Origin of the sequence: Shimia isoporae (genome assembly GCF_004346865.1) — a bacterium.
Lineage (GTDB): Bacteria > Pseudomonadota > Alphaproteobacteria > Rhodobacterales > Rhodobacteraceae > Shimia > Shimia isoporae.
Map to the genome: position 1 here is coordinate 113,579 of NZ_SMGR01000005.1, position 23,780 is coordinate 137,358.

Below are 23,780 nucleotides of genomic sequence, written 5' to 3' on the forward strand. Positions count from 1 at the left end.
CCCTAGAAACACCAAAGGCCAGTCTCTTTCCGGAGGCTGGCCTTTTTGTGACCCTATCCAACGGCCTACTTTGACGTACCCAACACCACACCGGCCGCCTGCAGCACCTGCCGCTGCGGCTTATAGAAAATCCAGTTGTTGATCTTCTTGCCGCGCACCAATCCAGCCGCGCTCAGCTTCTTCATATGTGCGCTCACCGTGGGCTGAGACAGATCCAGCTTGTCGACAATCCGCCCCACACAAACGCCATCGTCCACCAAATCCCCATCCACCTGCGGGGCGAAATGCGGGCGCGGGTCCAGCAGCCAAAGCATGATCTGCAAGCGTACCGGGCTGGACAGCGCGGCAAAGACTTTTGCCTGCGCCGTCACCGACTCAGTTGACTCCCCAATCATATCGTCAATTATCAATATAGTTGATTCCCTATATAGACTGATCTCGATATGACCATACCCTCAGATCCCCTCGCCCGCCAAGCCCAAGCCTTCGCGCAAGGTGCAAAACTTGGCGCAGACCACCTGACCGCGCTCACCAACCGACAAGTGAATGCAGACACGGCCCAACTCCCCGCACTCGACATCGCACTCCCGCAAAGTGGCCACAGCCCCAATGACGTGCTCTCACTGATGCAAGACGCCGGCAGCCCCGGCACCGTCGCCTCCGCCGCGGGCCGCTACTTCGGCTATGTCATCGGCGGCGCACTGCCTGCCGCCTCCGGTGCCCGCGCTTTGCTCTCCGCCTGGGACCAATGCGCCAACGCAGACACCGGGCCGTCGGTGATGCAGATGGAACAAACTGCCGTGCGCTGGATCATCGACCTGCTCAACCTGCCCGCCCAGACCGGAGGCGCCTTCACCACCGGCGCGACCGTGGCCAACATGACCCTGCTGGCAACCGCGCGCGACACCTTGCTGGCGTGCCTCGGCCACCCGCGCGGCAAAGGCCTGCTCGGCGCGCCTGCCCTGCGCGTGGTCGCCAGCGCCGAAATCCACGCCACCGTGCTCAAATCCCTGCGCCTGATTGGCCTTGGCTCCGAAATTATCGAACGCGTCCCTACCGACACCCAAGGCCGCATGCGTGCTGACAAGCTGCCCCCGCTTGATGCCTCCTGCATTGTGCTGGCGCAGGCTGGCAACGTCTGCACCGGCGCCTTTGATCCGATTGGGAATATCGCCGACGCCTGCCAAGCTGCGGGCGCGTGGCTACATGTCGATGGTGCCTTTGGCCTCTGGGCCCGCGCGGTGCCCGACCTGACCAACGCTCTCACAGGCCTTGAGAAAGCCGACAGTTGGGTGGTGGACGCCCACAAAACTCTCAACGCGCCGTATGACTCCGGCCTGGCCCTCTGCCGCCATCCTGAAGAGATGCGCGCCTCCATGGCCATCGGCGCCGCTTACCTGCCGCCCACCGATCCCTCGCCCGCCGACCTGACGCCAGAGTTCAGCCGCGCCGCCCGGGGTGCGGAAACCTACGCCGCCCTGCTCTCACTTGGCCGCGAGGGGCTCAACGACATGATCCTTGGCTTCCACAACAAAGCCACCCGCCTCGCAGACGCCCTACGCAATGAAGGCTTCACCGTCCCACACGACGTGCACTTCAATCAGGTGTTTGTAACCCTGCCCGACAGCCCGGAGCTCTGCGCCGCAATCACCGCAGAGGTGCAGGCGTCTGGTGAGGCATGGTTTGGCGGCGCCGCCTGGCAGGGTCAAAGCGGCTTCCGCCTGAGCGTCTCCAACTGGGCCACTTCAGACGCGGACATCGACCGGCTGGTCGCCGCCATCGTCAAAGCGCGAGAGACGGTTCTCAATTCACAAGCTGTTGCCTAAAGCGACGGTGCACTGCGCGGTGGGTTTACGCCCGTCGGCCGCGCGGTCGCAAAACCACGCACCTCCGTAAAACAGTCGCGATACCGACGTAATACCGACGCACCAAACGAAGGGGTTTCAACGGTTAACCCACCTGCATCACCAGCGGCTCAGCGCGTCCTCATCTTCGTTTTTTGCCGCAACCCACTCGGCGCCGCCCGCAGTGTATTCTTTCTTCCAGAACGGCGCGCGGGACTTCAAGTAATCCATCAAATATTCCGCCGCCTCAAAGGCATTCACACGATGCCGCGAGGCGGTGGCGACCATCATGATCATATCGCCCTGACGCAGCTCACCATGGCGGTGGATGACCAAAACATCCCCAAGATCCCAACGGCTTACCGCTTCTTCGGCAATCTTCTCCAGCGCCTTCTGGGTCATGCCGGGATAGTGCTCAATCACCATCCGATCCATGCCGCCTTTGTCGGCATCGCGCACCACACCGGTGAAGGTGACTATTGCGCCCATGTTGCTGTGCCCGCTGGCAAATTCCTGTGCCTCGCGGCCAAAATCAAACGGCTCTTCCTGAACAACAACGCGCATGGAACTTCTCTTAACCGCCTGTCATTGGGGGGAAAAACGCCACTTCGCGCACGCCCTCAAGGCTCGCATCAAAGTCGGTCAGCTCCTGATCGACCGCCACTCGCAAAGCACTCAAATCTGCAAAAGCAGCCTCGTAGCGCTCCTCTCGCCCACGGAGTTCTTCGACCAGTTCGGAAACGGTTTTCGCATTTGTCTCAACGGCTTCCTTCGGAACACCAATTCGCTCGCGAACCCACGCGAAATACAGAACATCCATATTCTCAATCCTTCAAGTGCGGCCGAGCTTTGCTGAAATAATCATACCCTGTGACAGCGGTCAAAGCGGCAGCAACCCACAGAAGCACCATGCCAATCCAGCCAGACCAAACCATTCCCGCATGTTTCCAATGCAGGCCCAAGGTATCCTCAAGCTGTCCTGTCATGATCTGATCCACAATACTTGGATCCATGCCTAACACAGACATTCCAAGGTAGTGTTCGAACACGCCCTGCCCGAACAGAAAGGCAATCGCCACCATCTGTGTCGCAGTCTTCCATTTGGCGAGCTTTGTGACTTTCAATGTGCCGGCAACATCGCCAAGAAACTCTCGCAAGCCGGAAACAAACACTTCACGAAAGAGTATCACAGTTGCAGGCAAAACAAGCCACGGCGACATTGATGAATAGCCCACAATCACCATCAGCGCGATCACGACCATGGCCTTATCTGCGATTGGATCGATCATTGCCCCCAATCGGGTCTCTTGCTTCCAAAGCCGCGCAAGGTAGCCATCAAACCAGTCTGTCACAGATGCCAAGACGAACAGGCACAGCGCAAACCAGTCCGCATAAGGCCTTGTAAAATATAGAAACATCACAGCGATCATCGGCGCCGCAACAAGACGCAGGACCGACAGCATATTGGGAATATTCCAAGTCATAGCCACTTCCTAAGGCCTTTTGCCCGCTACGGAAACCCCAACGATGGTCGTCGTCGTCTTTGTCGCGTTCGCTGTATCAGCCCCATCGAACAATGTGTCGCCGATAGACCTCGATCCTCTAGTGGATCATGGGCGCAGCGCAAGCAAAACAAGGACAGTCTCGAAGCAATCACAAATCTGACTGCAAGGAGACTGCCAGATGAAAGACAAACAGATCGGTATTCCGGTGACTGCGGAGCAGAAAGCCGAGATCGAAAAAGCGGTCGACACGACCGGATGCAGCCTGTCCAGCAAGGGGCGTGAATTGCTCATTGCATGGGCGCGGAGCGTGAATGGTGAGGCGGCATGAAACTGACCGAGGAAGTCATCAAAGACCTTAAGCCCAACACAGGAAAGCCCCAAAAGGTCGTAGCTGACGACGACGCGAAATATCTTTTTATCGTCGTCGGAAACACCAAGAAAACGTGGCAAATCCGGTGCCGATCTCAGAAAGCCCAAATCCAATGGAACATTGGGTACTGGCCAGAGATGAGTTTGCAGGAAGCGAGATCGTACGCGCGACTTGTTGACAGGCAAATAGAGCGAGGTGTTGACCCGCGTGAAACGGGTGACCCGCACGAGTGGGCGGGTGAGATTGGACTTCCTGAAGGGAAGGAACGCATACAGGTCGCATCTCCGTTTGTTGATGGCCTCTCGCTTCAGGTGACCACCAAAAGCAAAAGCTGGCAATTCAGGTACCGGAGCGAAGGAAGTAGCAAACTGCAGACAATCGGCAAATGGCCGCAGGTCAGCGTTGCACGCGCGGTCGCAATCGCAACATCACTCAATCGCCGCTACCGACTGAGCAAGGTCGCAGACCCCGTGCAAGAAGCGCTGGAAACATTTGTGGACCTACTGAACATCGACCGCACCGCGCCCGACTTCCTGACACGATTGGCAGAGCATGGCGACACCCTCAAAGCCGTTTACGAGGCGCAGGCGATGTTAGCCGGTCCCGACTGGCAACCGCCCATCAAGCCGAAGATGCAGCAACTGGCGAACCCAGACCCACTCAATCCATGGCGGGTTTATTACGCTCGCATCTTGAGCAAGGAACACGGTGGGCCGTTTTACAAGGTCGGTGTGTCGAAGCGCGACATTAAGAACCGTCTCACTGAAAGGGAGAACACTGTCACCGAAGTCGCCTGCGCGTACTTCCCAGACAAGGAAAGCGCGAAGCTGGTCGAGCAGCAAATCCTTAAAGAATTCGAAGACCTGCGCGGTCTGACACCTCGAATTTTCCCGACGAGCGGAGGCAACACCGAAGTCTTCCCGTTTGACATTCTGGGACTGGATAGTGAACCGGAGGCCACCACATGACCCCAGACCGTCACGAAATGACCGCAGACCGTCACGCTTACATCGACGAAATCGCCAAGCGGACCCGCGCCATTCAGGACGCCGCCAAGCGCGGCGAAGACACCCGTCCCCATGTTGACCACCTTTACGCCATTGCGCCCGTCTCAAACGGCGGGCCCAAAGGCGCGGCAGCGGAGTGGAAACGGAAGTGGAGAAAAGCGAATGGCCTTGACTGATTGACAGGGCTGCAACACCAGAGAAGACCTGACAGAGTGTAAGGCCCTGTAAACAAACAGAAAATCCCTCGCCAAATCACCGCGTCTGGGGCAAAATGAGAGGGCCATGGAGTGCTGCAAACACTCAACATGGCCCTGTTGTTCAACACCGGACGGCAGGCGAACAAAACACCTTGTTACGAAAGGTGCCTCATGGCCGATTTTACATCCGAGAACGACACCGAGCAAGGCCCAGCGCCACTGGGCGACAAGGGAGAATTGTTCAAGGACGCCATGGCAAACGGCAGCGCAAAAAACATCTTCGGCCAACCCGCAGACGCCGCAGAGGGTCAGCGCTTCGACCACAGCAGCATCAGCCCAAGAGGTTACAACGGGTTCAAATGGACCAAGGGCGGACGTGGCCTGCCTTACATGCTCGACGGACGCCTGATGAACTGGGCGCTTTACCACGGCACCAACGCTGCCGCCGAAGCGCTCAAACTCATCACCAACATGCTGAAAGAGGGCGACAGCACCGCGACCGCAACCGAATTTTTGCACGAAGGCATTCACGCCCTGCGGATTATCTGGCACGACGAAAGCCACGAACTGGTGTGCCTCGTCCCAGCCGACCAAAACGGCAAATTCCCAAAGTTCGCCTTCATTGACCCGAACACCAACCTTGCAGAAATCAGACCCACGCAATGGGTTTACAAAGACTTCATGGCCCGAGGGCGCACCAGCCTCACCGTCGCCGCGCCCAAAGTCGGAAAATCCCTGCTGGCCATGCATGAAGCGGTGGACATGGCGACAGGCGGAAAAGTCTTCAACGAACAGATCGAACCCATGCGGGTGCTTTACCTGAACGCCGAAGACACAGACGACATGCTCTGGGCCAGACTTGCCGCCATCTGCAAACTGCACAACATCAGCCTCGCAGACATGGAAGGCAGACTGGTGCTGCAATCCGGTGTCGAATTTCCCGAGTTCTTCCTGCTGGGCTTTGACGAACAGACCAGACAGACCGTCCCGAACCCAGAGGTCATTAAGGCACTGACCAAGGCAGTCGACCACCTCGACCTCGACGCGATTATTATCGACCCGCTACAAGACCTCTCCCACGCCGATGAAACAAACGAGGCCTTCCGAACACTGGGCCAAATGCTCCGCCTGTTCGCCAGCACAAAAGACGTCGCAATCCACATCATCCACCACACCCGAAAAGTCGGCGTGGGCCTGACACCCAGCATCGACGATGCCCGAGGCGGATCAGCCCTCCGCGGAACCTGCCGCTTTAACCGCGTTCTGGTCGGGATGGATAAGAACGAAGGGGTGAAGGCCCAAGTGGACGATCATCGGTTTTTTTTCCGCATCGGCGAAGTGGAAGCCACCATGGCTCCCCCAAGCAGCACCGCAAATCAGTGGTTCGAGAAGACAGCGGTGGAAACACCCAACGGGGAATGGGTCGGCGCAATCCGACAGTGGCAATGGCCCGACCAGTTCGAGGGGGTGACAGTGGACATGGCCATGAAGGTCAGAAAAGCCGTGGCCGAGGCTGACCCGCCATACCGCAAAAACCATCAAGCGAAAAACTGGGTGGGAAATGCCGTGATGCAAATCTGCGGCTTCGCTCCGCTGCCCGACGACACGGAAAACATCCTCAAGGCGAAGAAAGCCCGCGCCACAGCGCTGGTGAACAAGTGGCTGCTCACAGGCGTCCTGAAGGAAACGACCCAGAAAGACCCGAGATCAGGCAAGGAGCATCCCATCATCGTAGCCGGACAGAACGACCCGAGCGAAGTGGAGAACTTCTGATGCAGAAACCCACACCACTCACCACCACCAAACCACCACCAAACCACCACCTATCCACCACCGAGCGGACAGGTGGTGCGGGGCGGTGTGCCCACCATCCCCAGCCCGACCCTGTCAGGGCTGGGGTGGTGGGTGGTGCGCACCACCACCACCACCCACTAGGGGGTGTGGGGGGGTGGTGGTGGAACGTTTTTTCGACCTTTTCGCAAAAAGGGAGGGTGCCACCACCACCCAGACCAACTGGGCTCGAAACCAGTGAACCACCACCACCACCAAACCACCACCCAGACCCACTGGGCTCGACAGCCAACCCAACGCCCGCTCTGGGCCAATGGCGAAGGGACGCGCACGCGTTGACCCGACAGAAAACTTCGCCAACAGGAGAGCCGAGACGTCCACTGGTACCGATGACCAAAACTGCGCGGTTCACCTTATTTTTGGATCAGCACTCGCGCGTTCGCGCGATGAGTTTCCCGTCAAACTTAAAAACGGAGCATCGACATGCCACCGAAGAAACGGCGCGGAAGGTTCAATCGATACGTCCCGCAAGACGAAGAACGCTATCTGGTGAGCGACCTTCGAGCAGATGGATTTACCCAAAACGAAATCGCCGATCGACTGAACATCTCGCCAAAAACGCTGCGGCTCTATCATCGACACGACCTGCTCGCGGGAGACAGAATGAAGGAACACGGTGTGATGAAGATGCTCAGAAGCAACGACCAAGAGACGCAACTGCTGGGCAGGATGTGGTACGACGCCATGCAAGCTGTAGACTTCAACGCCTCAAACATGGCCGCAGAATGGCTTATCCATCGCATCAGAGACAAAACCCGCTGATCTACATGATGCGAAATCGAACAGAGAGCCCGATTTCCGCCGATTTGAGGGGGGTCTGGGCGTTTCGTGGTAGGCTGACGCTGCCACGGAGGCTCAGAGGCGCTTTCTGGGCGATTTTTTCACAGCCCAAAATTGGGCCGCGAGACTGGGCGGAGGACGGCGCAAAAATGCGCCATGCTCGACAAGAGGACGGCACAAAATCATGCAGACCGTTTCAACCGCTTAAGCGCCCGCGCCATGGGCTTCAGACAACAGGAGAACTGACACATGCCACCGAAGGAAAAACGCGGAAGACAGAACGCATGGCGACCGAACAAAGAGGACCGGCTGCGGATCGTCCAGCAGGCCGCAGCAGGCATGGGTATTAGAATGATTGCGCGAGAGCATGGCGTGGACAAGAACACCCTCATGAAGCACTGCCAAGATGAACTGCAGGAAGGCCGCGACCTGAACAAAGGCATCCTGAAATCCCGCGTCTTCAAACTGGCACAGCAGGACAACCATTTGCACGTCGCGCTTTCGGCAACGAAATTCGCACTGGGCGCGTTTCACGGCGTGAGCGAGGAAGGCGGCAGTCCAGAGGATGACCTGAACGAAGCCGAGGAACACCAGCGGGCCGAACTCGACAGCCTCGACGAAAAACTGGAAACGTACCTGCAAGTCGAGAACAAGGCCAAACCCAGATCAAAGGCCAAGCGCATCCCGCCACCCGCCAACGACCTACCAGCCGAATGACAAACGCCCCGCCAGTTTCCTGACGAGGCGCGAGTGAAACTGCCGTCTTCTTGCGGTACTCGGAAGCCGATCGGAGAAGCCGCAGATCAGGCCCTGACACCGTAGCACGCCACCCCCTCCCAGAGAAGACCTGACACCCCGTAAAGGCCTTAGAAACAAGGGCCTTGACACATTGCAGGGCGACGACCAACCCCCTCCCGCGGTACACTGTCAGCATCCGTTCACAGCGGGCCAGAAGGCCGCGCACAGAAGGAAACAAGACAGTGACCAACACGACCCGCACAGGACATTTGCGCCTGATGCCACCACCCCGCCTCACAACATGGGACGACACCCCGCTCGCGCCGCATTTGCCGCGCCTGCGCAAGACCCGACGCATTGCAGAGATTTACCGCCAGTTCAGCCCAGCCTCTCACCCACGCGCGTGTACCACCCGCGCGTTCTATCCCACGCCACGCGAACTGGCCGCATTCACCAAGGCACATTTCACCGCCCTGCGCTGGCTCAATAGCCTGCCGCCCGAGGCGTTCAAGAAAACCGCGTCAAACGCAATCACCGCCAGCCAGATCGCGTACCGACTGGGCAAAGTCGAAGAACTGGGCGTGGCCACAGCGCTCTGGGAACTGGGCCTGCCGACCAGCGGAGGCCAATGGCGCGAAGACCTCATCGGAACGCCGATTAAGAGCCGATGGTGGTACGACACCCAACGCCAAGCATTAGGAGCCTGACATGGCAAAGCCGCCCCGCATAGACACGCCGCTGGTGCCGCCAGCAGGACCACTCCGCAGACAGGCAGGCACCTCGGGCCTGCGCCATGTGTCAGGCTACCTGCAGGAAGAATACCAGCGCGAACTGCAGGGGCGACGTGGCCGCGAACTCTACAACGAGATGGAAACGGCCTCCCCCGTCATTGGCGGAATGCTGTTTGCCATCCGCTCTGCCATGCGCGGCGCAAACTGGCGGGTGATACCAGCCGACGACAGCGACGCAGCCGACCGCCTCAAAGTGTTAATCGAGGAAGGCCTCGCGGACATGCAGCAGAGCATGAGCGATGTGGTCAGCAGCGCCGCCTCCATGCTGACCTACGGTTTCAGCATCCAAGAACCGCTGTGGCGGCAACGCAAGGGCAAGAACCGCGCCCAACCGTGGCTCTCGTCCAAGTACAACGACGGGCTCTGGTTTCCGTACCGCTTGGCCGCGCGTAGTCAGCGCACCATCGACCGCTGGATTTTCGACCAAGAGAGCGAGCAAATTCTGGGCTTCGTCCAAACCCCGTGGAACGGCATCCAGCGCAGCGTGCCCATGAGCCGCTGCCTCCACTACCGGACCACCGACGACCTCGACAATCCAGAAGGCCGATCGATCCTCCGCAACGCCTACGTGCCCTATTATTTCACCAAGCGGCTCAACGAACTCGAAGCCATAGGTTGTGAAAGAGATTTGACGGGCTACCCAGTTTTGAAAGTGCCCGGCGAACTTCTCTCCAACGACGCGGACCCGAGCGCCATCGCCACCCGCAACGCCTACGAGAGCATGCTGGGCAATATCCGCCGCGACACAATGGAAGGGCTCCTGCTGCCCAGCGACGTCGATGATGCCGGAAATGCCTTCTACCAGTTTGAACTGATGACCAGCGGAGGCACCCGCGCGGTAGACACCGACGCCATGATCCGCCGCCACGAAGTCCGCATGGCGCAATCCGTCATGGCCGACTTCCTGTTCATCGGCTCCGAAAGCACAGGCTCGCACGCATTGGCCGAGGTCAAACTCAAGAGCCTGCTGGGCGCGACCGAAAACCTGATGCAGTCGGTGGCCCATGTCCTGAACACCAGCCTCCTGCCGATGCTTTCAGCCATCAACGGCTTTGACGACGACCTGATGCCAACCCTGCAGCCTGAACCGCTGGTGCCCGCTGACCTCGACGGACTGGGCAATTACATCACCAGCCTGACCAACGCAGGTATACCGCTCACAGACCAAGAAACCGAGAACACCCTGCGCGAGTTGGCGGACCTGCCGGAAGGACCAGCGCCAGAGGACCGCGACGCCGCCCTGATGATGCCGCCGATGGACCTCGGCGACGACACCGCGGACGACACCAATGTCGTGCCGTTCACGCCACCCGCGGACGACCCGTCCGCGGACGACAGCGTCCAGATGGAGAAGCGCCAGACCTTCGGCGAAGCCATGGGCGACCTACTGGGCAAGGAGCGGTTCTGACATGGCCACGCAGGAGCAAATCGAGGAATACGCCGCCCTGAAAGCGGAGAACCTGACCCTCAAGGCCCAACTGGCCTACGAGGACCGCAAGCTGCACGTCGCCAAGGCCGAACGATGGGCGGAGGTCTTCGAGGAAGCGCTGACCTGCGCCCCGCCCCTGCCCTCGCAGCAGAGACGCACAGAGCGCGAGATATTCGCGGCAACGGTGGAGCATTGAACAATGGCAGACAACGGAAACCTCGGCGCACTGGAACGATCCGCCCCTGAACTGAACGCCACGAACCTCGCAAACACCCGCGCAGGCCTGATGGGTCAGCTTGAAGACATACTCGCGTACGGCAACTTCACGTCCGAGTGGCAGGGCACCTCACTGGAACAACGCCTCATTGCCACGTTGCCCAACACGCCGCCGGGCGCTGCGCTGCGTCAAATCTGCGAGGCCCTCGGCGTCCCTTGGTCGTGGTTGTCCCGTGACCACGGCTACAACCCGCCCGTCGATCGCTCGGAAGGCACCGCCCGCACAATCGAAGTCGCCAGCAGCAGCCAGACTGCGGAGCAGGCCCAAGCCGCCGCAGCCCATGCCGCAGCCATGCGGGAACTGAACGCCGCACAGGACCGCGCCAAGGCCACGCTGGCCACCGCCGAAGCCGTGGGCGCACCGATCGATGAAGACACGCTGAAAATGGCCAAGGGCAGCGCCCGCAAGGCCAAGAGCCTCATCAGCCCGACCGCCCGCGCCCTGCAGCGTTTGGAGGAAGCCGCTGACCTGAACGCCAGCAATGCCCGTCGCCTCGCAAAACGTCTCGACATGGCCGACCGCGCCCGCGCCGAGACAGCGAACAGGATAGCCGAGAACACCAAAGCCATGATTGAGAAACGCGCCAAGGAGCGAGAGCGCTTCCGCGCCAACATGGACCGAGCCGATGCCGAACGCGCTTTTATTGAGCGCTACGGCGAAGATTACCTCCGCATCGTCAAACGGGCGGTGCACCTGTTTCCCGACACATTCCCCTACCAGCATGTGGACGTGGAAAACCTGACGCCAGAGCAAATAAAAGCGATCTCGCGCGTCATCAAAGAGAAGCTCTAGCGAAAGGAGAAATGCAATGAGCGCTTTTTCAGAACTGGTGGGTCACAACCCGACCATGAGCAAAATCACCAAGGCCAGCCGCGACCTGAGCAAGGCCGCGATGGACGAGGTTGATCTGATGATTGACCGCGGCGAAGTGGAGGAAGGCGAACACGCCGACCAACTCCGCAAGGCCGCACGCCAGCATGGGCACGAAACCACGATGGAAGGCATCGCCGCCAACATCGCCAAGCGCGATGGGGTGTCCATCCAGAAGGCCCACGCGATCGCGGGTAAGACCGACCCCGCCTACAAAGAGGCTTATACGCGGTTCATCCGCAGCCGCGGAGCGTAAGACCATGACCGCCACCGAACTCCTGACCCATCTGCCTGCGCGGTTCGCCACGCAGGAACCCATCGTAAAGTCGCAAACCGCGCCACTGGCACTCAATGACGCCTTCGACTTGGCTAGCGCACAGACACAACTGCGCCTGCTGGACGACGGTATGGATGGGCCAGCGGTGGCGGACCTCATCGCCAAGACAACCAGCCGCAAGGAAAGGCACCTCTCGCATTTGATGCGGCAGGGCGCTCATGCGTTTGTCGCCCATTCGCACAGCGGTGCCATCGACCAAGCCGACCTCGAAGGCCTGCGCAAGTCCACCGATCGTGTAGTTGCGGCGACCGAAGAACACGCGCAGAACTTCCTCATCGGCTGCATGGGCCTGCGCCACATGGTGCTATCAGGCGCGGGCCCGTTTTCACCGGAGCAGGCAAACGACATTCGCAAGGCGACCATGCTGGTCGAGGTCGACAACCTCCTCGTCATGGCAGACAGCGAAATCCCGACAGCCTTTGACCATGTGGACCTGCAAAAAGTCAGCGACCTCGCGATGGTCAAGATTATCAAAGCCACCAACGTGGGCCGCGCAAAAGCCGCCCTGAAGCGGGCCGAGAACGGCCTCGCAGACACGATGGACCGCATGGGCCTCATCACCAAGCGCCTCGAAACGCTGGCCGAGCAGGAGATCAGCGAGAACAAAACCATCGCTGCTGCCGAAATCGCCTTCGGCAAATACAGCGTCGAAAACATGCGGCTGGAAATGGCGGACTGCGAACACGACCACGACCGCCTGCAGGACATCATCAGCGACCGCCGTGACGCGCTGCTGGACGCGCTGGAAGCCGACAAGGCCACCAAGCAGGCGAGCGACACCGCACGCCAGAATTTCATCAACTGGGCAAAAGGAGACTGACCGATGGCAAAGTTAAACGCCGCCCGAACCAAAGCCGCGAAAATCCTCGCCTACCGCGCCCATGCAGCGGGTGACGTAAACACCCCGACAGGCCTGACCGGACGACAACTGAGCGAAATCGTCATCGGCATCTTGGAGCCTGACGAGGCGATGAAACAGAGACTGGTCGCCGAACTCGCGGACCGCGAAGGCCGTTTCCAACGGTTCTGGAAAATGGCCGGCTGAAAAAACCCCAACCCCCAAGGAGGAAAGACAATGCAAGCAGGACAACACACCCCACCCAACGCAGACGCTCACCGAGCGAACCCGCGTCAGCCGTTCAGGTTTCAGCAGGGCACCGACAGCCTGATGCGATACCGCGACCCTGCGGCCTTCAGGGCACAGCGCATCGCACAGATTGAGGCGCATATCGCACGGCAGAAATCGGCAGGCACTCTGAGCCCAGCACGTCGTGCGTATCTGGAACGCAAGATTGCCCTGCTGCGGGCATGACTTGGACCGCGGACGAACTCGATGCAATTACCCGCGCGGTCGAAGACGAATGGCCGCAGGCACTGAAGCAGTACGTCTACTTCCACAACCCCGCCTGTCTCGAGGAAGCCCAGAGCCTGATGCTGCAGGCGGTTGATCCACGCTGGCTGGAAACCGCCACGCCGCAGGAACTCGCGAGCCTCGTCCGCACCGCGGTTGAAGGCATCAAGGAGCGCGAAGACCGCGCGGACGCCGAACTGATGATGCTGCTCGGCGAATGGGAACCAAGAGACAGACAACAAAGGCTGCACTGACATGGTACAGATCACCGTCACCGGATTTGACGAGGCGACCAAGACCCTCGACCTCGCTGCCGAGGCGGTGACGGACGCCGCTATCGCCGCGCGTATCGATCTGTTCAACGAGATAACGAACGAGCAGAACCACCCGATCGATACGGGCACCGCGCGGTCAAACTGGGCTGTGCTGGGCCTCGGTGAAACAGTCAATCCCAACCACACGCCAGAGGGCCAAATCACCACCCCAGCCGCCGCGCCTGACCCGCAGATAAACCCTGTCACCATCACCGACCTGACCAACGGGATCACCATCGGCAACTCGACCAGCTACATCCTGCGCCTGAATTACCAAGCCGGATTTGCCAATGGCGGCAAGACAGGCTGGGTCGATCGCGCCACCGCCAAGTGGCCCACCTTCTGGGCGGACGCCGTGCGTGCCCTGCAAGCCAAACTGTGAGGAACTGACCCATGACCACCATCCGTCTCGGCGTTGATATTGAGGACAGCAGCCTCTCCGCCACCACCCGCAAGATGAAAACGCTGGGTGACGAAACCCAGAAGACGGGTCGCACCATCCGCGGCACATCAAACCAGACACGCCAAGCGGCGAACTCCAACGAGCAATACGCCCGCAGCGCCGACCGCGCCGAACGCGAGCAAAGGCAATTCAGGCGGGAACTGGACCGCACAAACAAGCTGTTTGCGTCCGTGCAGGCCACAGTGGGCCGCATCGGCGTGGCTCTTGCCGCCTTCGTAGGCGTCCGAGAGTTCATCCAACTGGGCGCGGACGCCTTGGAGGCCGCAGATGCGGTGACCCAACTGGAGCAGCAATTCGAGAGGCTAGGAATTTCAGGTGAGCAGGCCCTCAATCGCCTGACCGCCGCCTCCAACCGCCTCGGCGTGTCCAGAGAGGCAATCGGCCAAGTGGCAACCGGACTGGCGCTGACCCGAGAGCAATCGGGCCTGACCGCTGATGAGGTATTCCGCGCATCCGAAAACCTGATCGCACTGGGTCGCGTGACAGGCGTGACCCAAGTGGGCCTGCAGAACGCGCTCGTTCAGTTCAACCAATCACTTAGCTCCGGTTTTTTGCGTCTCGAAGAATACAACAGCATCGCGGAACAGTTTCCGGCACTCATTCAGGAACTGGCAAAAGAACTCGGCGTGGGCGTGGGCGAACTGCGAGCGCTGGCAGCAGAGGGCAAAATCACCAGCGACGTGCTGGGTCAAATCGCGGTCAATCTTGACGTTGACACATCAGGCCTCGACGAACTGACCGATGTGGCGTTCACCCGCCTGTCCAACGAATGGGACCGCCTGCTCGCCACAATGGGCCGCAGCCTATCCGAAAGCGCAAAGGGATGGGCCGAAACGATCGCCGACGTGGTCGGCGGAGCCGCGGACAGCCTCGAAGAACTGGAAATCGTCGCCCGCATTGACCCGACAGGCATCACAGGCGGCGTGGGCCTGCCCTCTCGCGGCCAAAGCCTGCTCGAACAACGCCTGCTGGAAGCCCAGCGCATCCTGCGCGAAACCCAAGCGGAGGCCCAACGGCTGGAAGAAGCGATCGAACGGGTCGAGAACCGACCGCGTGTGCGTGGCGGTCGCAACCGCGCCATCGAAAACCTCAACCAGCAACTGCAGGAAACCCAGTCCTTCGCGGCGCAGGTACTGCAAATCGTCAACGCGCTCATCACCGCGACGGGCGAGGCAGAAGACGCCGCACGACAGGCGGCAGACGATGCCCTGCGCGATGCCACCGGAGGCGGACCAGACGCCGCCAGAGAGGCCGCACGCACAGCCGCCACGGTGTCCACGGTCGTTACCACCTCGACCACCACGACCACGGCAGGCGGAGGACGCCGTGAACTGCGGTTCTGGAAAGAGCGGGCCGAACTGACCCAGAGTGTCGCCGAAGCCGAACTGGAACTGCAGCGCATCCAGAGCGGCGCGGTGGTGGACCTCAACCAATACCGCCAAGTCCAAGACCTCCTGAACCTCGCCAAAGAGGAAGGCATCCAACTGACCGAGCAGCAAATCGCCGCCATCCGCGAGGAAGTGGCGCTGCGCGGAGACATACTGGACCAAATCCAAGAAATCGAAGACCTGCGGGACGCCTACGAGGAACTGGGCGACACCATCTCGAGCGAAGTGGTGGACGCCGCAGGGGAACTGGGCGCAGCGCTTGGTGCAGCCGTGGCCACAGGCGAAGACCTCGGCGATGCCCTGCGCACAGCCGCGGCAGATGTGGGCCGAGAGGCACTCGAACAACTGGGCGACGCGGTGACCGACCTGCTCATCCAACTGGTGGAGGCCCAGATTGAAGCGAAGACGCTGGGCGAGATTTTCGCAGGCATCGGAACAGGAGGCGGCAGCAGCGGAGGCGGCATCGGAAACCTCATCGCCTCGCTGTTCAATTTCGACCCGTTCGGAAGCTTCGGCATCCCCGCACTGGCCAACGGCGGCATCACGGCAGCGAATAGCCCGACGCTGGCGGTCGTGGGCGATGCACCGGAGCCCGAAGTCATCACTCCGCTTTCGCGTCTCCCGCAGGTCGCAGCCGCCGCAGGCGCAACCCCGCAAACCAATGTCATCATCAACACCGAAGCGGGACTGGAAGCCACCGCGGAAACAGACGCGAATGGAGACACAGTGGTGAGCGTTGTCCGCGCCACACTCGATGAACTAGACCGCCGCGTCGAACGCGGAGGAAACACCACGTCCCGCGCCTTTGAAAGCGCCTTCGGGCTGAGACGGACGGGGAACTGATGGCCGCACTGACCCCTGCCGAACGCATCGAGCGCCTGATCGCCGCCACCGCCAAGTTCGAGGGCTTGGTGGGCGCGATGTGGGAGCAAACCCTGCGCAGCCTCGACAGCATCACCCTCAAAGAGTTGGAGGACATTCTGAGCCCGTTGCGTGGCCAGACACCCGCCCAGATACGGGCGGCGCTACAGAACACCATCAGCACGGCTCTGACGCAGGGCGCGATCGACAGCGCCGAGACGGCAGAACTACTGGACGAGTTCAACGCGGTGGCCTTGGAGAATTACAATACAGCGGTCAGAGACGGTATGGCTGCAGCGAGGGCAGCGCGGGCCCCAGTCCGACTGACCGAAAAAGACCTACTGAAAGAACTGAAGGCAGACGCGCAGACGGTGGCGGAGTTTAACGCTGCTCGCCAAATGCCCGACAGCCCGTTCGCCTCCACCGCCACAACGACCCGCCTGTTAAACCCAACCGTCCGCAATATCGCCGCCAACTGGCGGGCCAATTTCATCGTCGAAGTGAGCGCCAACCAAGCCGAGGTCGCCATGGCCCATGTGCGGGCGGGACTGGAAGCGGGCCTCAACGAGCGTACCATCGCCCGCAACATCAAGACCACCATCGGCCTGACCGAACGCCAGAGCGCAATCGTCGCCAGTTACAGCAACGACCTCGACCGCGTGATTGACGGGACCAAGACCAGCCTGAAGGACTGGGGCATCACGGACGGGCAAATCCTGAAGCCGAGCAAAGGCAGCGACGGCTACACAAACACCTTTCCGGTGGACCGCGACGGCAACCCGACAGACGGCATCCTGAACCGCCGCCTGCGCGATCGCCGCTGGGACAGAACCATGCAAAACGCGGTCTACGGCACCGACCAGCAGAAGGCACAGGCCCGCGCCCTGCTGAAAAAGCGCAAGGCCGAACTGGTCGAGAACTACAGCAAGAACTGGAAGCGCTACCGTGGCAACACCATCGCCCGCACAGAGGCCCAACGCCTCGCAGGCATTGCCCAACACGAAGGCTGGAAGGCAGCAGAGCAAAACCTGACCTTTGGGCGGATGGTTAAAACGTGGGCCACGTCTGGTGATAGCCGGGTGCGCAACAGCCACCGCGCCGCCGCGCGTCGTTACGCCAAGGAGCCGCTACCGCTCAATGCGATGTTTGAAAGCCCAGACAGCTACGGCCAACCCGCACTGGTGCCCGCCGCGACCAGCATCAACTGCCGATGTATGAGCCGCGTGAAAGTGGTTTTTGACTGAAGGAGCGGAAAAGCCCATGAGCGAACGCGAAAACCTGCTCGCGTTGATTAACGGCAAAATCGATCGACGAGACGAAGACCACGCGCCTGTCACCACCATGGCAGACGCGATGAAAGCCATGGCTGCACAGGAAGTGGCGATCAGGAAGCGGGTGGAAAGCCAAGGCGGTGACCATGTCTGCCTGTGGTGCGGCAAGCCCATGCCCGAGAAGCGCTCAAGCACCTGCTGCTCCAAGACCTGCAAGCGGAAACACCAAGGCGTTATGACCAGCATCGGTGACGACCCTGTCGACAGCACCCAGTTTGAAAAACCCGAAGACGGTCGGAAGCAGCGGAATGTGGCTGTCGAAGACCTGACCGCCAAGGGCGAGGCGTGGGCCCGCCGCAAGATTGAACGCGCCAAGTGGGAGAAGGAGCAAGGCCTCGTCTCCGACACCCGCCACACCCACGATGAACACAGCAGGACGCGACCGAGGGCGATGAAGTAATCAGGATCAAGTCATCCAACTTGGATGACTTGATTGATGGCAAAGTTCGGCGCTTGGCTTGTTTCATCCAACTTGGATGAAACCCTGACAGGCAAAGTTCACCCTGCCGACCAGCAGGTGGCGGTTCTCGTCCCGAAGGACGACACCCTCCACACCCACGACGAACACAGCAGGACGCGACCGAAGGCTCACAAATGACACCAGCGGAAAGACAGGCGAAAGAAGACATGAAGGCGTGGCGGGACGCACAGCGGCGCAACGGACACGCCGCCGTACCAGCCTCGGAATGGACTGGGCCAAGGGCACGCGGCAAAAAAGCCAAGGCCGACGTCAGGCCCGTCCGTTGCGAGTGTTGTGACAGGCTGCGGCCAGCGGACAAGATCACCAACGGACGCGGGCACACCAAGCACTGCACCGACAACGACAACTGCCGCCTCCGCGCGGAGCGGTGGGCGAGATTTTCACGGACGGGCGGGTCGTTGGATTGACCTTGCTGCCGGACATTTTGGCACAGATAATTGCCCCATGGTCCGCACCTACAAACCCGTCCAGAAGACCCGCCGCCCCTGCACCATCTGCGGGCGCGTCTTCACCGCCAAGCGCAAGGACGCGCGATACTGCGGCGTCCCATGCCGCCACCGCGCCAGCCGCTACCAGCAGGACGGAAATCACCAGCACAGGCTCAAGGGCGAACCCGACAATCCACCCGAGACATTCGCAGGCTGCAGCTTCGCGGAAATAGACCGCGACACAGCGGTGCCCGTCTTGGAGCAATACGAGTGGCTGGGCGATGCGGGACGGGCCGATCGGTTCTTTGCCAGCTTCACGCCAGACGGGCGCGTCATGGCGGTGGTGGGCTTTGCGACCCGCTGGCACCGCCACAACAGCGACGACGGGACGATCCTGTGGTGCCGAGGCTGCACGACACCCGCAGCCCACAAACACGCCGCCACATGGACAGCAGGACGGGCGCTGAAGGCCCTGAAGGCAGAAGGCGCGAAGCGGGTCATCGCCTACAGCGACCCGCTCGCAGGAGAGCGTGGCGTCGTTTACAGCGCAACGGGTCTCACGAAGGCAGGCGAGCCTCACAACCGCTTCCGCGTTCGACCGCCCAAGGTCAAATGGCACGAACACCACCTCTGCCACTCGGACCGCTGGCTGCGCCACGGTGGGCGCAATTGGAGCGTCGAACAGGCGCGGTCAAAAGGCTACCGCGTCGAGCGGGTACCGCAGCGCCAACTCTGGGCCAAAGACCTCTGAAAACGGGGCACTTATCTGTGCCAAAAGAACCGGCTATTTTCCCGCGGTCACCGCCTCGCCCCACGCCTGAAGCAGCGCCCTGCGCTCGTCCAGTCGGTCGCTCTGGGCATAAAGCGAGGTCACGCCCTGCGGCACATGGGCCAGCATCAGGCCAATCACCGCATCGGCGTAGCCCTCAGACCCAGCCCATGTGGCCACGGCCTTACGCAGCGCGTGGGGAACATGCGGAAACCCTGCCTTCTTCATCCAGCGGTCAATGTCGATCCGCGTGGGCCCAGTGCGGTCAACATTGGGAAAGACCCATGGGCTGTTATTTTTCGGCGCTCGCTCAAGCCAGACCTGCGCCTGCGTCGAGAGAGGCTGACGAAACGCCCGTCCCGCCTTCATGCGGTCAGCAGACCACGTCAGAACCCCATCACCAACCTCGTCCCGCTGCAGCGCGGTAATCATTGCCCGACGCACGCCTGTCAGCGCCAAGAGCGCAATCACGCAGACGCGGGTCACAGCGGCCTCCTTGGAGCCGCCACGGTAGGCCGATCGCTCGCCCGTCTGGATGGCCGCGTACTGGGCCTCACACCAGCGCAGCAGCGCCGCCACCTCGTCCACGGTGGGCACCGCCCATGACGTGCCCTTTGGCAGCACGACACGACGCGGAATGAACATGCGGTCGATTTGGTCCATGTCGAGCAGATACCCCTCGAAATGCCGCACGATGCGCAGCGGCGTCTCCTGACCAGCGCCAAGCCCGCTCTTGACCCAATGGGCCTGCAATAGCGGCCAAACCGCCTTGGACAAGTCGCGGAGTTTCATGCCGCCAATGACAGGCGCGATGTGGCGCTCCCAAGAGGACAGGTCAGCCGCTGGATGCTTCAACTGGGTTTTGCGGGTGTTCCAGTAGACCGCGAAGGCATCGCCGACGGTGTCAACGTGGCCTTTGGGATTTTGCCCCGCGTCGACAAGACCGATCGCCTTTGACGCAGCCGCGCGGGCCTCGGCAAGTGATAGCTCGGGGAACCGACCGAGTGTCATGGCCTGCTGCTTGCCATGGATGACGTAGCGCACAAGCCATGACTTCGCCCCCTTGGACACCTGCAGGTAAAGACCCCGCTGCACGTCGTCCCGAATTTGCCAAATGCGTTTCCCCTCGGGCAGCTTCGCAGCCTTGACCCAACCCGTCGTGAGTTTCATCCGTTCTGTCCTTTCTGACGCTGCAGTCATGCGACCTGACTGCAATATCGTTTAGCCTTTACGGTCTGTAAGGGCAAATCCAGATCACGCAATAAAATCAACAAGTGACAGAAGGGTTAAGCCCTGACACTTTGTAAAGGCTAGTAAAAACAGATACTTAAACTTGTCTCGATGAAGAAAAATTATTAATGTCTTCAAGAATTTGAGACACCCTCAACATGCCTCGCATAGACCTCGATCATCCAACCGAGCATTACAGCGTTCAGGATATGCCACATGAAGTGCGTGCCCAGCGGCAACGCCGAACAAACGACTTCGTCCAAGGAGCGAAACGTCAACGAAACCATCAGGATAGCCACCCCGATCGCAAGCCCTTTTGCCACCTCCGGCAACCGGTTTCTTAGAAGCAAGGCATACAGGGCAATCATTGCCGGTACGGGAAGGTAACCAGCCGACGTGCCAAGTAGGGGAAGGTTTTGAAAGACCGGCAAGGTAATGTAAGCAAATGGAAAAAATAGCAGTGTCGCCGCAATTGCCCAATACCAGGGCATCCCCCAAAAATCGCGATTTGCCGCGAAGATATATAGCAAGACATAAGCGGCGATCGGTGTGGTATCCGCCACTGCTGACCAGACTAAAGCATGGGTGTGAAACAGATAGCTACCGACGCCGATTAGCCCCAAGATCACGCAGAGCGCGCGCGCAAGCCCCAGACGAGGTCCCTGAACACGCTGCCACATGATCACTGCAGCAACGACAAACGCAGCATTTGTCACTGCATTAATTGGTTCTGCCCAATATTCCGGCCCCAGCCGTTCGCAATATCCATCAATGTAGCGCGTCCACTCCATCGCATCTTCCCAAACACTCAACCTCTGCTACTCTTGCCTCAAAGCAGGAGGAGAAAACACCATGAAAATCATCTGGATGGGCCACGGCTCCTTTCGCATCGAAACCGCAGGCTTGGTATTACTGCTCGATCCTTGGCTGACCGGCAATCCGGTATTGCCCGAAGATCAACACAAGACTGCAACCGATGGCGCAACCCATCTTATCCTAACACATGCCCATTTTGACCACGTCGCAGATATGCTTCCTCTGGCTCGCAAGCTGTCAGTACCTGTGGTGGGACAGTATGACCTCATGGGACATTGGTCGGAACACGAAGGCGTTGAAACCATTGGGTTCAATAAGGGCGGCACAGTAAGTCTGGGAGATGGTGTTTCCCTTGCCATGGTGCCAGCTTGCCACAGTTCCACCTTTGGCAGCGAGGAGGGTCCCAAGGCTGCGGGATCTGAGGTTGGCTATATGTTGATGACCGAAGGCAAGACAATTTACCTGTCTGGCGACACCGGCATCATGGCAGACATGGACTGGATGGGAGACTACTACAAACCCGACATCGGCATTATCTCGGCTGGCGGCCATTTCACCATGGACATGAAAGGCGCAGCGTATGCGGCCAAACGCTACTTCAATTTCAAAACAGTGATCCCTTGTCACTATGCGACTTTCCCCATTCTTGAACAGTCTGCCAAAGACCTCGTTGACGGGCTGCCGGGCGTGGATGTCATTGAACCCAAGATCATGCAGGCCATCGAGCTCTGATGCCAGCAAACGACTTCACTCAAGACGAGTATGCCGAACGGATTGCCAAAACCCGTGCCGCCATGTCGGCAAACGACATTGAAACTCTAATCGTTGCCGATCCATCCAATATGGCATGGCTAACCGGTTATGATGGCTGGAGTTTTTACGTACCGCAGGCTGTCGTTGTGCCATTGTCCGGCGATCCGTTCTGGTGGGGTCGACCACAAGACAAGGCGGGCGCCGCCCAGACCACGTGGTTGCAGGCCAGCCATTTACTCGACTGGCCGGAAGAGCACGTACAGCACCCCGATCGCCATCCATACGAAGCCCTAGCCAAGCATCTGAGGGAACGCGGACTGACCCGATCTATCGCGGTCGAGAAGGACAACTATTACTACTCTGCAAAGGCCCACGCGATCCTGGAAGGAGCCTTTGGTCCCCTCGTTGACGCCACTGGCCTTGTGAACTGGCAACGAGCCGTCAAAAGCCAAACAGAACTTACACTGATGCGAAAGGCGGGCAGGCTGACAGCCCACATGCACGCGACTTTGCGCGAAGGGTTTCGCGAGGGGCGACCGAAAAACGAATTGGTAGCCGAAGTGCAGTCAGCAGGAATTGCAGGCGTTGACGGTATTGCAGGTGATTATGCCGCGATTGCCCCTATAGCTCCTTCCGGAAAAGAGGCATCTGCTGCTCATATCACTTGGAACGACCGGCCCCTTGGTCGCAATGAAGCCACGTATTTTGAAGTCTCCGGCTGTTTTCACCGCTATCACGCGCCTGCCAGTCGCACCCTTTACATGGGTGACCCCCCAAAAGACATCCGTCGCGCCGAAGACGCTGTTTTGCGCGCAATTGACGACGCTTTTGCCGCAGCCAAACCCGGCACAACTTGCGAAGACGTGGCATCCTGCGTTTTCGAAAGCTTTGCGCGTGCTGGTTATGAAAAGGCGAACCGCACTGGATATCCGATCGGTCTGAGCTACCCACCGGACTGGGGAGAACGGACGATGAGTTTACGCCCCGGCGACCAAACGGAACTCAGAGAAAACATGACGTTCCATCTTATGCCCGGCCTCTGGACACCTGATTGGGGTGTAGCCATTACGGACAGTTTCGTCGTCACGCCTGATGGCGGTGAACCGTTGGCCGACATCCCTCGAAGCATTCACGTTGTTCCGGTCTAGCGCCGCTCCGCAAAGAATTTTTTGAGAAGCACCTCCGCTTCATCTGCGGATATTCCGTCATAGATTTCCGGCACATGGTGGCTTTGCGGATGTGAAAATATACGTGGCCCCTGCGCGACGCCGCCAGACTTGGGATCCGATGCACCGTAGTAAAGCCGCGCAATTCGCGTCTGCGAAATCACGCTCGCGCACATGGGACACGGCTCAAGAGTGACATAAAGATCATACCCCGGCAGCCGTTCGCTGCCTGCCAACTCACATGCCTCGCGAATTGCCAAAACCTCTGCATGCGCGGTCGGATCGCTTAGTTCGCGCGTCCGGTTGCCAGCGGCGGCCACCACCTTGCCTTCCGGCGAAACAACTACGGCCCCAACTGGTACTTCGCCCCGCTCGGAAGCTGCGTGCGCCTCGGCCAGAGCCCGCGTCATATGACTTTTGAACTTCATTGACA

The 23,780-nt window shown here is 60.0% G+C and carries 30 protein-coding genes; 23 read left to right on the forward strand and 7 right to left on the reverse strand.

Going from position 1 to position 23,780, the window contains the following annotated elements; translation table 11 throughout:
- Positions 1–65: 65 nt before the first annotated feature.
- Positions 66–395, reverse strand: coding sequence for an ArsR/SmtB family transcription factor (locus tag BXY66_RS18860; RefSeq protein WP_132861965.1), 330 nt, complete (start codon positions 393–395; stop codon positions 66–68).
- Between the two features lie 48 nt (positions 396–443).
- On the opposite strand from BXY66_RS18860, the gene BXY66_RS18865 reads away from it, so the two are divergent.
- Complete coding sequence (locus BXY66_RS18865; RefSeq protein ID WP_132861966.1) at positions 444–1,826, forward strand: pyridoxal phosphate-dependent decarboxylase family protein; 1,383 nt, start codon at positions 444–446, stop codon at positions 1,824–1,826.
- A 138-nt stretch (positions 1,827–1,964) separates the two neighbouring features.
- On the opposite strand, the gene BXY66_RS18870 is transcribed toward BXY66_RS18865, so the two are convergent.
- From BXY66_RS18870 to pgsA, 3 genes are read right to left on the reverse strand one after another with little or no spacing between them, the layout of a single operon-like run.
- Positions 1,965–2,408, reverse strand: a complete 444-nt coding sequence (locus tag BXY66_RS18870) for a molybdenum cofactor biosynthesis protein MoaE (RefSeq protein WP_132861967.1) — start codon at positions 2,406–2,408, stop codon at positions 1,965–1,967.
- A 10-nt stretch (positions 2,409–2,418) separates the two neighbouring features.
- On the reverse strand, positions 2,419–2,664 hold the full coding sequence (moaD, locus tag BXY66_RS18875) for a molybdopterin converting factor subunit 1 (RefSeq protein ID WP_132861968.1): 246 nt from the start codon (positions 2,662–2,664) through the stop codon (positions 2,419–2,421).
- 4 nt (positions 2,665–2,668) lie between these two features.
- On the reverse strand, positions 2,669–3,328 hold the full coding sequence (gene pgsA, locus BXY66_RS18880) for a CDP-diacylglycerol--glycerol-3-phosphate 3-phosphatidyltransferase (RefSeq protein WP_132861969.1): 660 nt from the start codon (positions 3,326–3,328) through the stop codon (positions 2,669–2,671).
- Between the two features lie 199 nt (positions 3,329–3,527).
- Between pgsA and BXY66_RS20535 the strand changes: the two genes are divergently transcribed.
- From BXY66_RS20535 to BXY66_RS18975, 20 genes are all read left to right on the forward strand, one after another.
- The gene (locus BXY66_RS20535; RefSeq protein WP_165929251.1) at positions 3,528–3,677 is read left to right on the forward strand and encodes a hypothetical protein; all 150 of its coding nucleotides are present in this window, start codon (positions 3,528–3,530) and stop codon (positions 3,675–3,677) included.
- Positions 3,674–4,687: an Arm DNA-binding domain-containing protein gene (locus BXY66_RS18885; RefSeq protein ID WP_132861970.1), complete on the forward strand. Its 1,014-nt coding sequence runs from the start codon at positions 3,674–3,676 to the stop codon at positions 4,685–4,687. The genes BXY66_RS20535 and BXY66_RS18885 overlap by 4 nt, the downstream gene beginning before the upstream one ends.
- On the forward strand, positions 4,684–4,902 hold the full coding sequence (locus BXY66_RS18890; RefSeq protein ID WP_132861971.1) for a hypothetical protein: 219 nt from the start codon (positions 4,684–4,686) through the stop codon (positions 4,900–4,902). The genes BXY66_RS18885 and BXY66_RS18890 overlap by 4 nt, the downstream gene beginning before the upstream one ends.
- A gap of 192 nt (positions 4,903–5,094) precedes the next feature.
- Positions 5,095–6,696 (forward strand): AAA family ATPase, encoded by a 1,602-nt coding sequence (locus BXY66_RS18895; protein ID WP_165929252.1) that lies wholly within the window; start codon positions 5,095–5,097, stop codon positions 6,694–6,696.
- Between the two features lie 501 nt (positions 6,697–7,197).
- Positions 7,198–7,536, forward strand: a complete 339-nt coding sequence (locus tag BXY66_RS18900; protein WP_132861973.1) for a helix-turn-helix domain-containing protein — start codon at positions 7,198–7,200, stop codon at positions 7,534–7,536.
- Positions 7,537–7,803: 267 nt separating this feature from the next.
- On the forward strand, positions 7,804–8,271 hold the full coding sequence (locus BXY66_RS18905; RefSeq protein ID WP_132861974.1) for a helix-turn-helix domain-containing protein: 468 nt from the start codon (positions 7,804–7,806) through the stop codon (positions 8,269–8,271).
- A 263-nt stretch (positions 8,272–8,534) separates the two neighbouring features.
- Positions 8,535–8,999 carry a hypothetical protein gene (locus BXY66_RS18910; RefSeq protein WP_132861975.1) on the forward strand — a complete coding sequence of 155 codons (465 nt, stop codon included), beginning with the start codon at positions 8,535–8,537 and terminating at the stop codon, positions 8,997–8,999.
- A 1-nt stretch (position 9,000) separates the two neighbouring features.
- The gene (locus BXY66_RS18915; protein WP_132861976.1) at positions 9,001–10,491 is read left to right on the forward strand and encodes a phage portal protein family protein; all 1,491 of its coding nucleotides are present in this window, start codon (positions 9,001–9,003) and stop codon (positions 10,489–10,491) included.
- Position 10,492: 1 nt separating this feature from the next.
- Complete coding sequence (locus BXY66_RS18920; protein ID WP_132861977.1) at positions 10,493–10,708, forward strand: hypothetical protein; 216 nt, start codon at positions 10,493–10,495, stop codon at positions 10,706–10,708.
- A gap of 3 nt (positions 10,709–10,711) precedes the next feature.
- Entirely contained in the window at positions 10,712–11,581 is an 870-nt protein-coding gene (locus BXY66_RS18925; protein WP_132861978.1) for a hypothetical protein, read from the forward strand.
- Between the two features lie 16 nt (positions 11,582–11,597).
- Positions 11,598–11,915 (forward strand): hypothetical protein, encoded by a 318-nt coding sequence (locus tag BXY66_RS18930; protein ID WP_132861979.1) that lies wholly within the window; start codon positions 11,598–11,600, stop codon positions 11,913–11,915.
- A 4-nt stretch (positions 11,916–11,919) separates the two neighbouring features.
- Entirely contained in the window at positions 11,920–12,816 is an 897-nt protein-coding gene (locus tag BXY66_RS18935) for a hypothetical protein (protein WP_132861980.1), read from the forward strand.
- Between the two features lie 3 nt (positions 12,817–12,819).
- Positions 12,820–13,041 carry a hypothetical protein gene (locus tag BXY66_RS18940; protein ID WP_132861981.1) on the forward strand — a complete coding sequence of 74 codons (222 nt, stop codon included), beginning with the start codon at positions 12,820–12,822 and terminating at the stop codon, positions 13,039–13,041.
- Between the two features lie 30 nt (positions 13,042–13,071).
- On the forward strand, positions 13,072–13,308 hold the full coding sequence (locus BXY66_RS18945) for a hypothetical protein (RefSeq protein ID WP_132861982.1): 237 nt from the start codon (positions 13,072–13,074) through the stop codon (positions 13,306–13,308).
- Positions 13,305–13,601, forward strand: a complete 297-nt coding sequence (locus BXY66_RS18950) for a hypothetical protein (protein ID WP_132861983.1) — start codon at positions 13,305–13,307, stop codon at positions 13,599–13,601. The genes BXY66_RS18945 and BXY66_RS18950 overlap by 4 nt, the downstream gene beginning before the upstream one ends.
- Before the next feature lies 1 nt (position 13,602).
- Complete coding sequence (locus BXY66_RS18955; protein ID WP_132861984.1) at positions 13,603–14,043, forward strand: hypothetical protein; 441 nt, start codon at positions 13,603–13,605, stop codon at positions 14,041–14,043.
- An 11-nt stretch (positions 14,044–14,054) separates the two neighbouring features.
- On the forward strand, positions 14,055–16,355 hold the full coding sequence (locus BXY66_RS18960) for a tape measure protein (protein WP_132861985.1): 2,301 nt from the start codon (positions 14,055–14,057) through the stop codon (positions 16,353–16,355).
- The gene (locus BXY66_RS18965) at positions 16,355–17,617 is read left to right on the forward strand and encodes a structural protein (protein WP_132861986.1); all 1,263 of its coding nucleotides are present in this window, start codon (positions 16,355–16,357) and stop codon (positions 17,615–17,617) included. The genes BXY66_RS18960 and BXY66_RS18965 overlap by 1 nt, the downstream gene beginning before the upstream one ends.
- A gap of 16 nt (positions 17,618–17,633) precedes the next feature.
- A complete protein-coding gene (locus BXY66_RS18970) occupies positions 17,634–18,104 on the forward strand; it encodes a hypothetical protein (protein WP_132861987.1) in 471 nt (156 codons plus the stop codon).
- Positions 18,105–18,629: 525 nt separating this feature from the next.
- Positions 18,630–19,364, forward strand: coding sequence for a Mom family adenine methylcarbamoylation protein (locus tag BXY66_RS18975; RefSeq protein WP_132861988.1), 735 nt, complete (start codon positions 18,630–18,632; stop codon positions 19,362–19,364).
- A gap of 33 nt (positions 19,365–19,397) precedes the next feature.
- Here the strand turns inward: BXY66_RS18975 and BXY66_RS18980 are convergent, their stop codons facing one another.
- A complete protein-coding gene (locus BXY66_RS18980) occupies positions 19,398–20,552 on the reverse strand; it encodes a tyrosine-type recombinase/integrase (RefSeq protein WP_165929253.1) in 1,155 nt (384 codons plus the stop codon).
- A gap of 194 nt (positions 20,553–20,746) precedes the next feature.
- On the reverse strand, positions 20,747–21,403 hold the full coding sequence (locus BXY66_RS18985; protein WP_132861990.1) for a ceramidase domain-containing protein: 657 nt from the start codon (positions 21,401–21,403) through the stop codon (positions 20,747–20,749).
- 61 nt (positions 21,404–21,464) lie between these two features.
- On the opposite strand from BXY66_RS18985, the gene BXY66_RS18990 reads away from it, so the two are divergent.
- Together BXY66_RS18990 and BXY66_RS18995 are read left to right on the forward strand one after the other, a co-directional pair.
- A complete protein-coding gene (locus BXY66_RS18990) occupies positions 21,465–22,160 on the forward strand; it encodes a metal-dependent hydrolase (RefSeq protein ID WP_132861991.1) in 696 nt (231 codons plus the stop codon).
- On the forward strand, positions 22,160–23,329 hold the full coding sequence (locus tag BXY66_RS18995; RefSeq protein WP_132861992.1) for a M24 family metallopeptidase: 1,170 nt from the start codon (positions 22,160–22,162) through the stop codon (positions 23,327–23,329). The genes BXY66_RS18990 and BXY66_RS18995 overlap by 1 nt, the downstream gene beginning before the upstream one ends.
- Here the strand turns inward: BXY66_RS18995 and BXY66_RS19000 are convergent.
- Complete coding sequence (locus BXY66_RS19000; RefSeq protein ID WP_132861993.1) at positions 23,326–23,775, reverse strand: nucleoside deaminase; 450 nt, start codon at positions 23,773–23,775, stop codon at positions 23,326–23,328. The genes BXY66_RS18995 and BXY66_RS19000 overlap by 4 nt on opposite strands.
- Positions 23,776–23,780: the final 5 nt, after the last annotated feature.

Coding starts and splice junctions, on each gene's coding strand:
- BXY66_RS18860 (WP_132861965.1), bottom strand. CDS start 395: ATGATTGGGGAGTCAACTGAGTCGGTGACGGCGCAGGCAAAAGTCTTT.
- BXY66_RS18865 (WP_132861966.1), top strand. CDS start 444: ATGACCATACCCTCAGATCCCCTCGCCCGCCAAGCCCAAGCCTTCGCG.
- BXY66_RS18870 (WP_132861967.1), bottom strand. CDS start 2,408: ATGCGCGTTGTTGTTCAGGAAGAGCCGTTTGATTTTGGCCGCGAGGCA.
- moaD (WP_132861968.1), bottom strand. CDS start 2,664: ATGGATGTTCTGTATTTCGCGTGGGTTCGCGAGCGAATTGGTGTTCCG.
- pgsA (WP_132861969.1), bottom strand. CDS start 3,328: ATGACTTGGAATATTCCCAATATGCTGTCGGTCCTGCGTCTTGTTGCG.
- BXY66_RS20535 (WP_165929251.1), top strand. CDS start 3,528: ATGAAAGACAAACAGATCGGTATTCCGGTGACTGCGGAGCAGAAAGCC.
- BXY66_RS18885 (WP_132861970.1), top strand. CDS start 3,674: ATGAAACTGACCGAGGAAGTCATCAAAGACCTTAAGCCCAACACAGGA.
- BXY66_RS18890 (WP_132861971.1), top strand. CDS start 4,684: ATGACCCCAGACCGTCACGAAATGACCGCAGACCGTCACGCTTACATC.
- BXY66_RS18895 (WP_165929252.1), top strand. CDS start 5,095: ATGGCCGATTTTACATCCGAGAACGACACCGAGCAAGGCCCAGCGCCA.
- BXY66_RS18900 (WP_132861973.1), top strand. CDS start 7,198: ATGCCACCGAAGAAACGGCGCGGAAGGTTCAATCGATACGTCCCGCAA.
- BXY66_RS18905 (WP_132861974.1), top strand. CDS start 7,804: ATGCCACCGAAGGAAAAACGCGGAAGACAGAACGCATGGCGACCGAAC.
- BXY66_RS18915 (WP_132861976.1), top strand. CDS start 9,001: ATGGCAAAGCCGCCCCGCATAGACACGCCGCTGGTGCCGCCAGCAGGA.
- BXY66_RS18920 (WP_132861977.1), top strand. CDS start 10,493: ATGGCCACGCAGGAGCAAATCGAGGAATACGCCGCCCTGAAAGCGGAG.
- BXY66_RS18925 (WP_132861978.1), top strand. CDS start 10,712: ATGGCAGACAACGGAAACCTCGGCGCACTGGAACGATCCGCCCCTGAA.
- BXY66_RS18930 (WP_132861979.1), top strand. CDS start 11,598: ATGAGCGCTTTTTCAGAACTGGTGGGTCACAACCCGACCATGAGCAAA.
- BXY66_RS18935 (WP_132861980.1), top strand. CDS start 11,920: ATGACCGCCACCGAACTCCTGACCCATCTGCCTGCGCGGTTCGCCACG.
- BXY66_RS18940 (WP_132861981.1), top strand. CDS start 12,820: ATGGCAAAGTTAAACGCCGCCCGAACCAAAGCCGCGAAAATCCTCGCC.
- BXY66_RS18945 (WP_132861982.1), top strand. CDS start 13,072: ATGCAAGCAGGACAACACACCCCACCCAACGCAGACGCTCACCGAGCG.
- BXY66_RS18950 (WP_132861983.1), top strand. CDS start 13,305: ATGACTTGGACCGCGGACGAACTCGATGCAATTACCCGCGCGGTCGAA.
- BXY66_RS18955 (WP_132861984.1), top strand. CDS start 13,603: ATGGTACAGATCACCGTCACCGGATTTGACGAGGCGACCAAGACCCTC.
- BXY66_RS18960 (WP_132861985.1), top strand. CDS start 14,055: ATGACCACCATCCGTCTCGGCGTTGATATTGAGGACAGCAGCCTCTCC.
- BXY66_RS18965 (WP_132861986.1), top strand. CDS start 16,355: ATGGCCGCACTGACCCCTGCCGAACGCATCGAGCGCCTGATCGCCGCC.
- BXY66_RS18970 (WP_132861987.1), top strand. CDS start 17,634: ATGAGCGAACGCGAAAACCTGCTCGCGTTGATTAACGGCAAAATCGAT.
- BXY66_RS18975 (WP_132861988.1), top strand. CDS start 18,630: ATGGTCCGCACCTACAAACCCGTCCAGAAGACCCGCCGCCCCTGCACC.
- BXY66_RS18980 (WP_165929253.1), bottom strand. CDS start 20,552: ATGAAACTCACGACGGGTTGGGTCAAGGCTGCGAAGCTGCCCGAGGGG.
- BXY66_RS18985 (WP_132861990.1), bottom strand. CDS start 21,403: ATGGAGTGGACGCGCTACATTGATGGATATTGCGAACGGCTGGGGCCG.
- BXY66_RS18990 (WP_132861991.1), top strand. CDS start 21,465: ATGAAAATCATCTGGATGGGCCACGGCTCCTTTCGCATCGAAACCGCA.
- BXY66_RS18995 (WP_132861992.1), top strand. CDS start 22,160: ATGCCAGCAAACGACTTCACTCAAGACGAGTATGCCGAACGGATTGCC.
- BXY66_RS19000 (WP_132861993.1), bottom strand. CDS start 23,775: ATGAAGTTCAAAAGTCATATGACGCGGGCTCTGGCCGAGGCGCACGCA.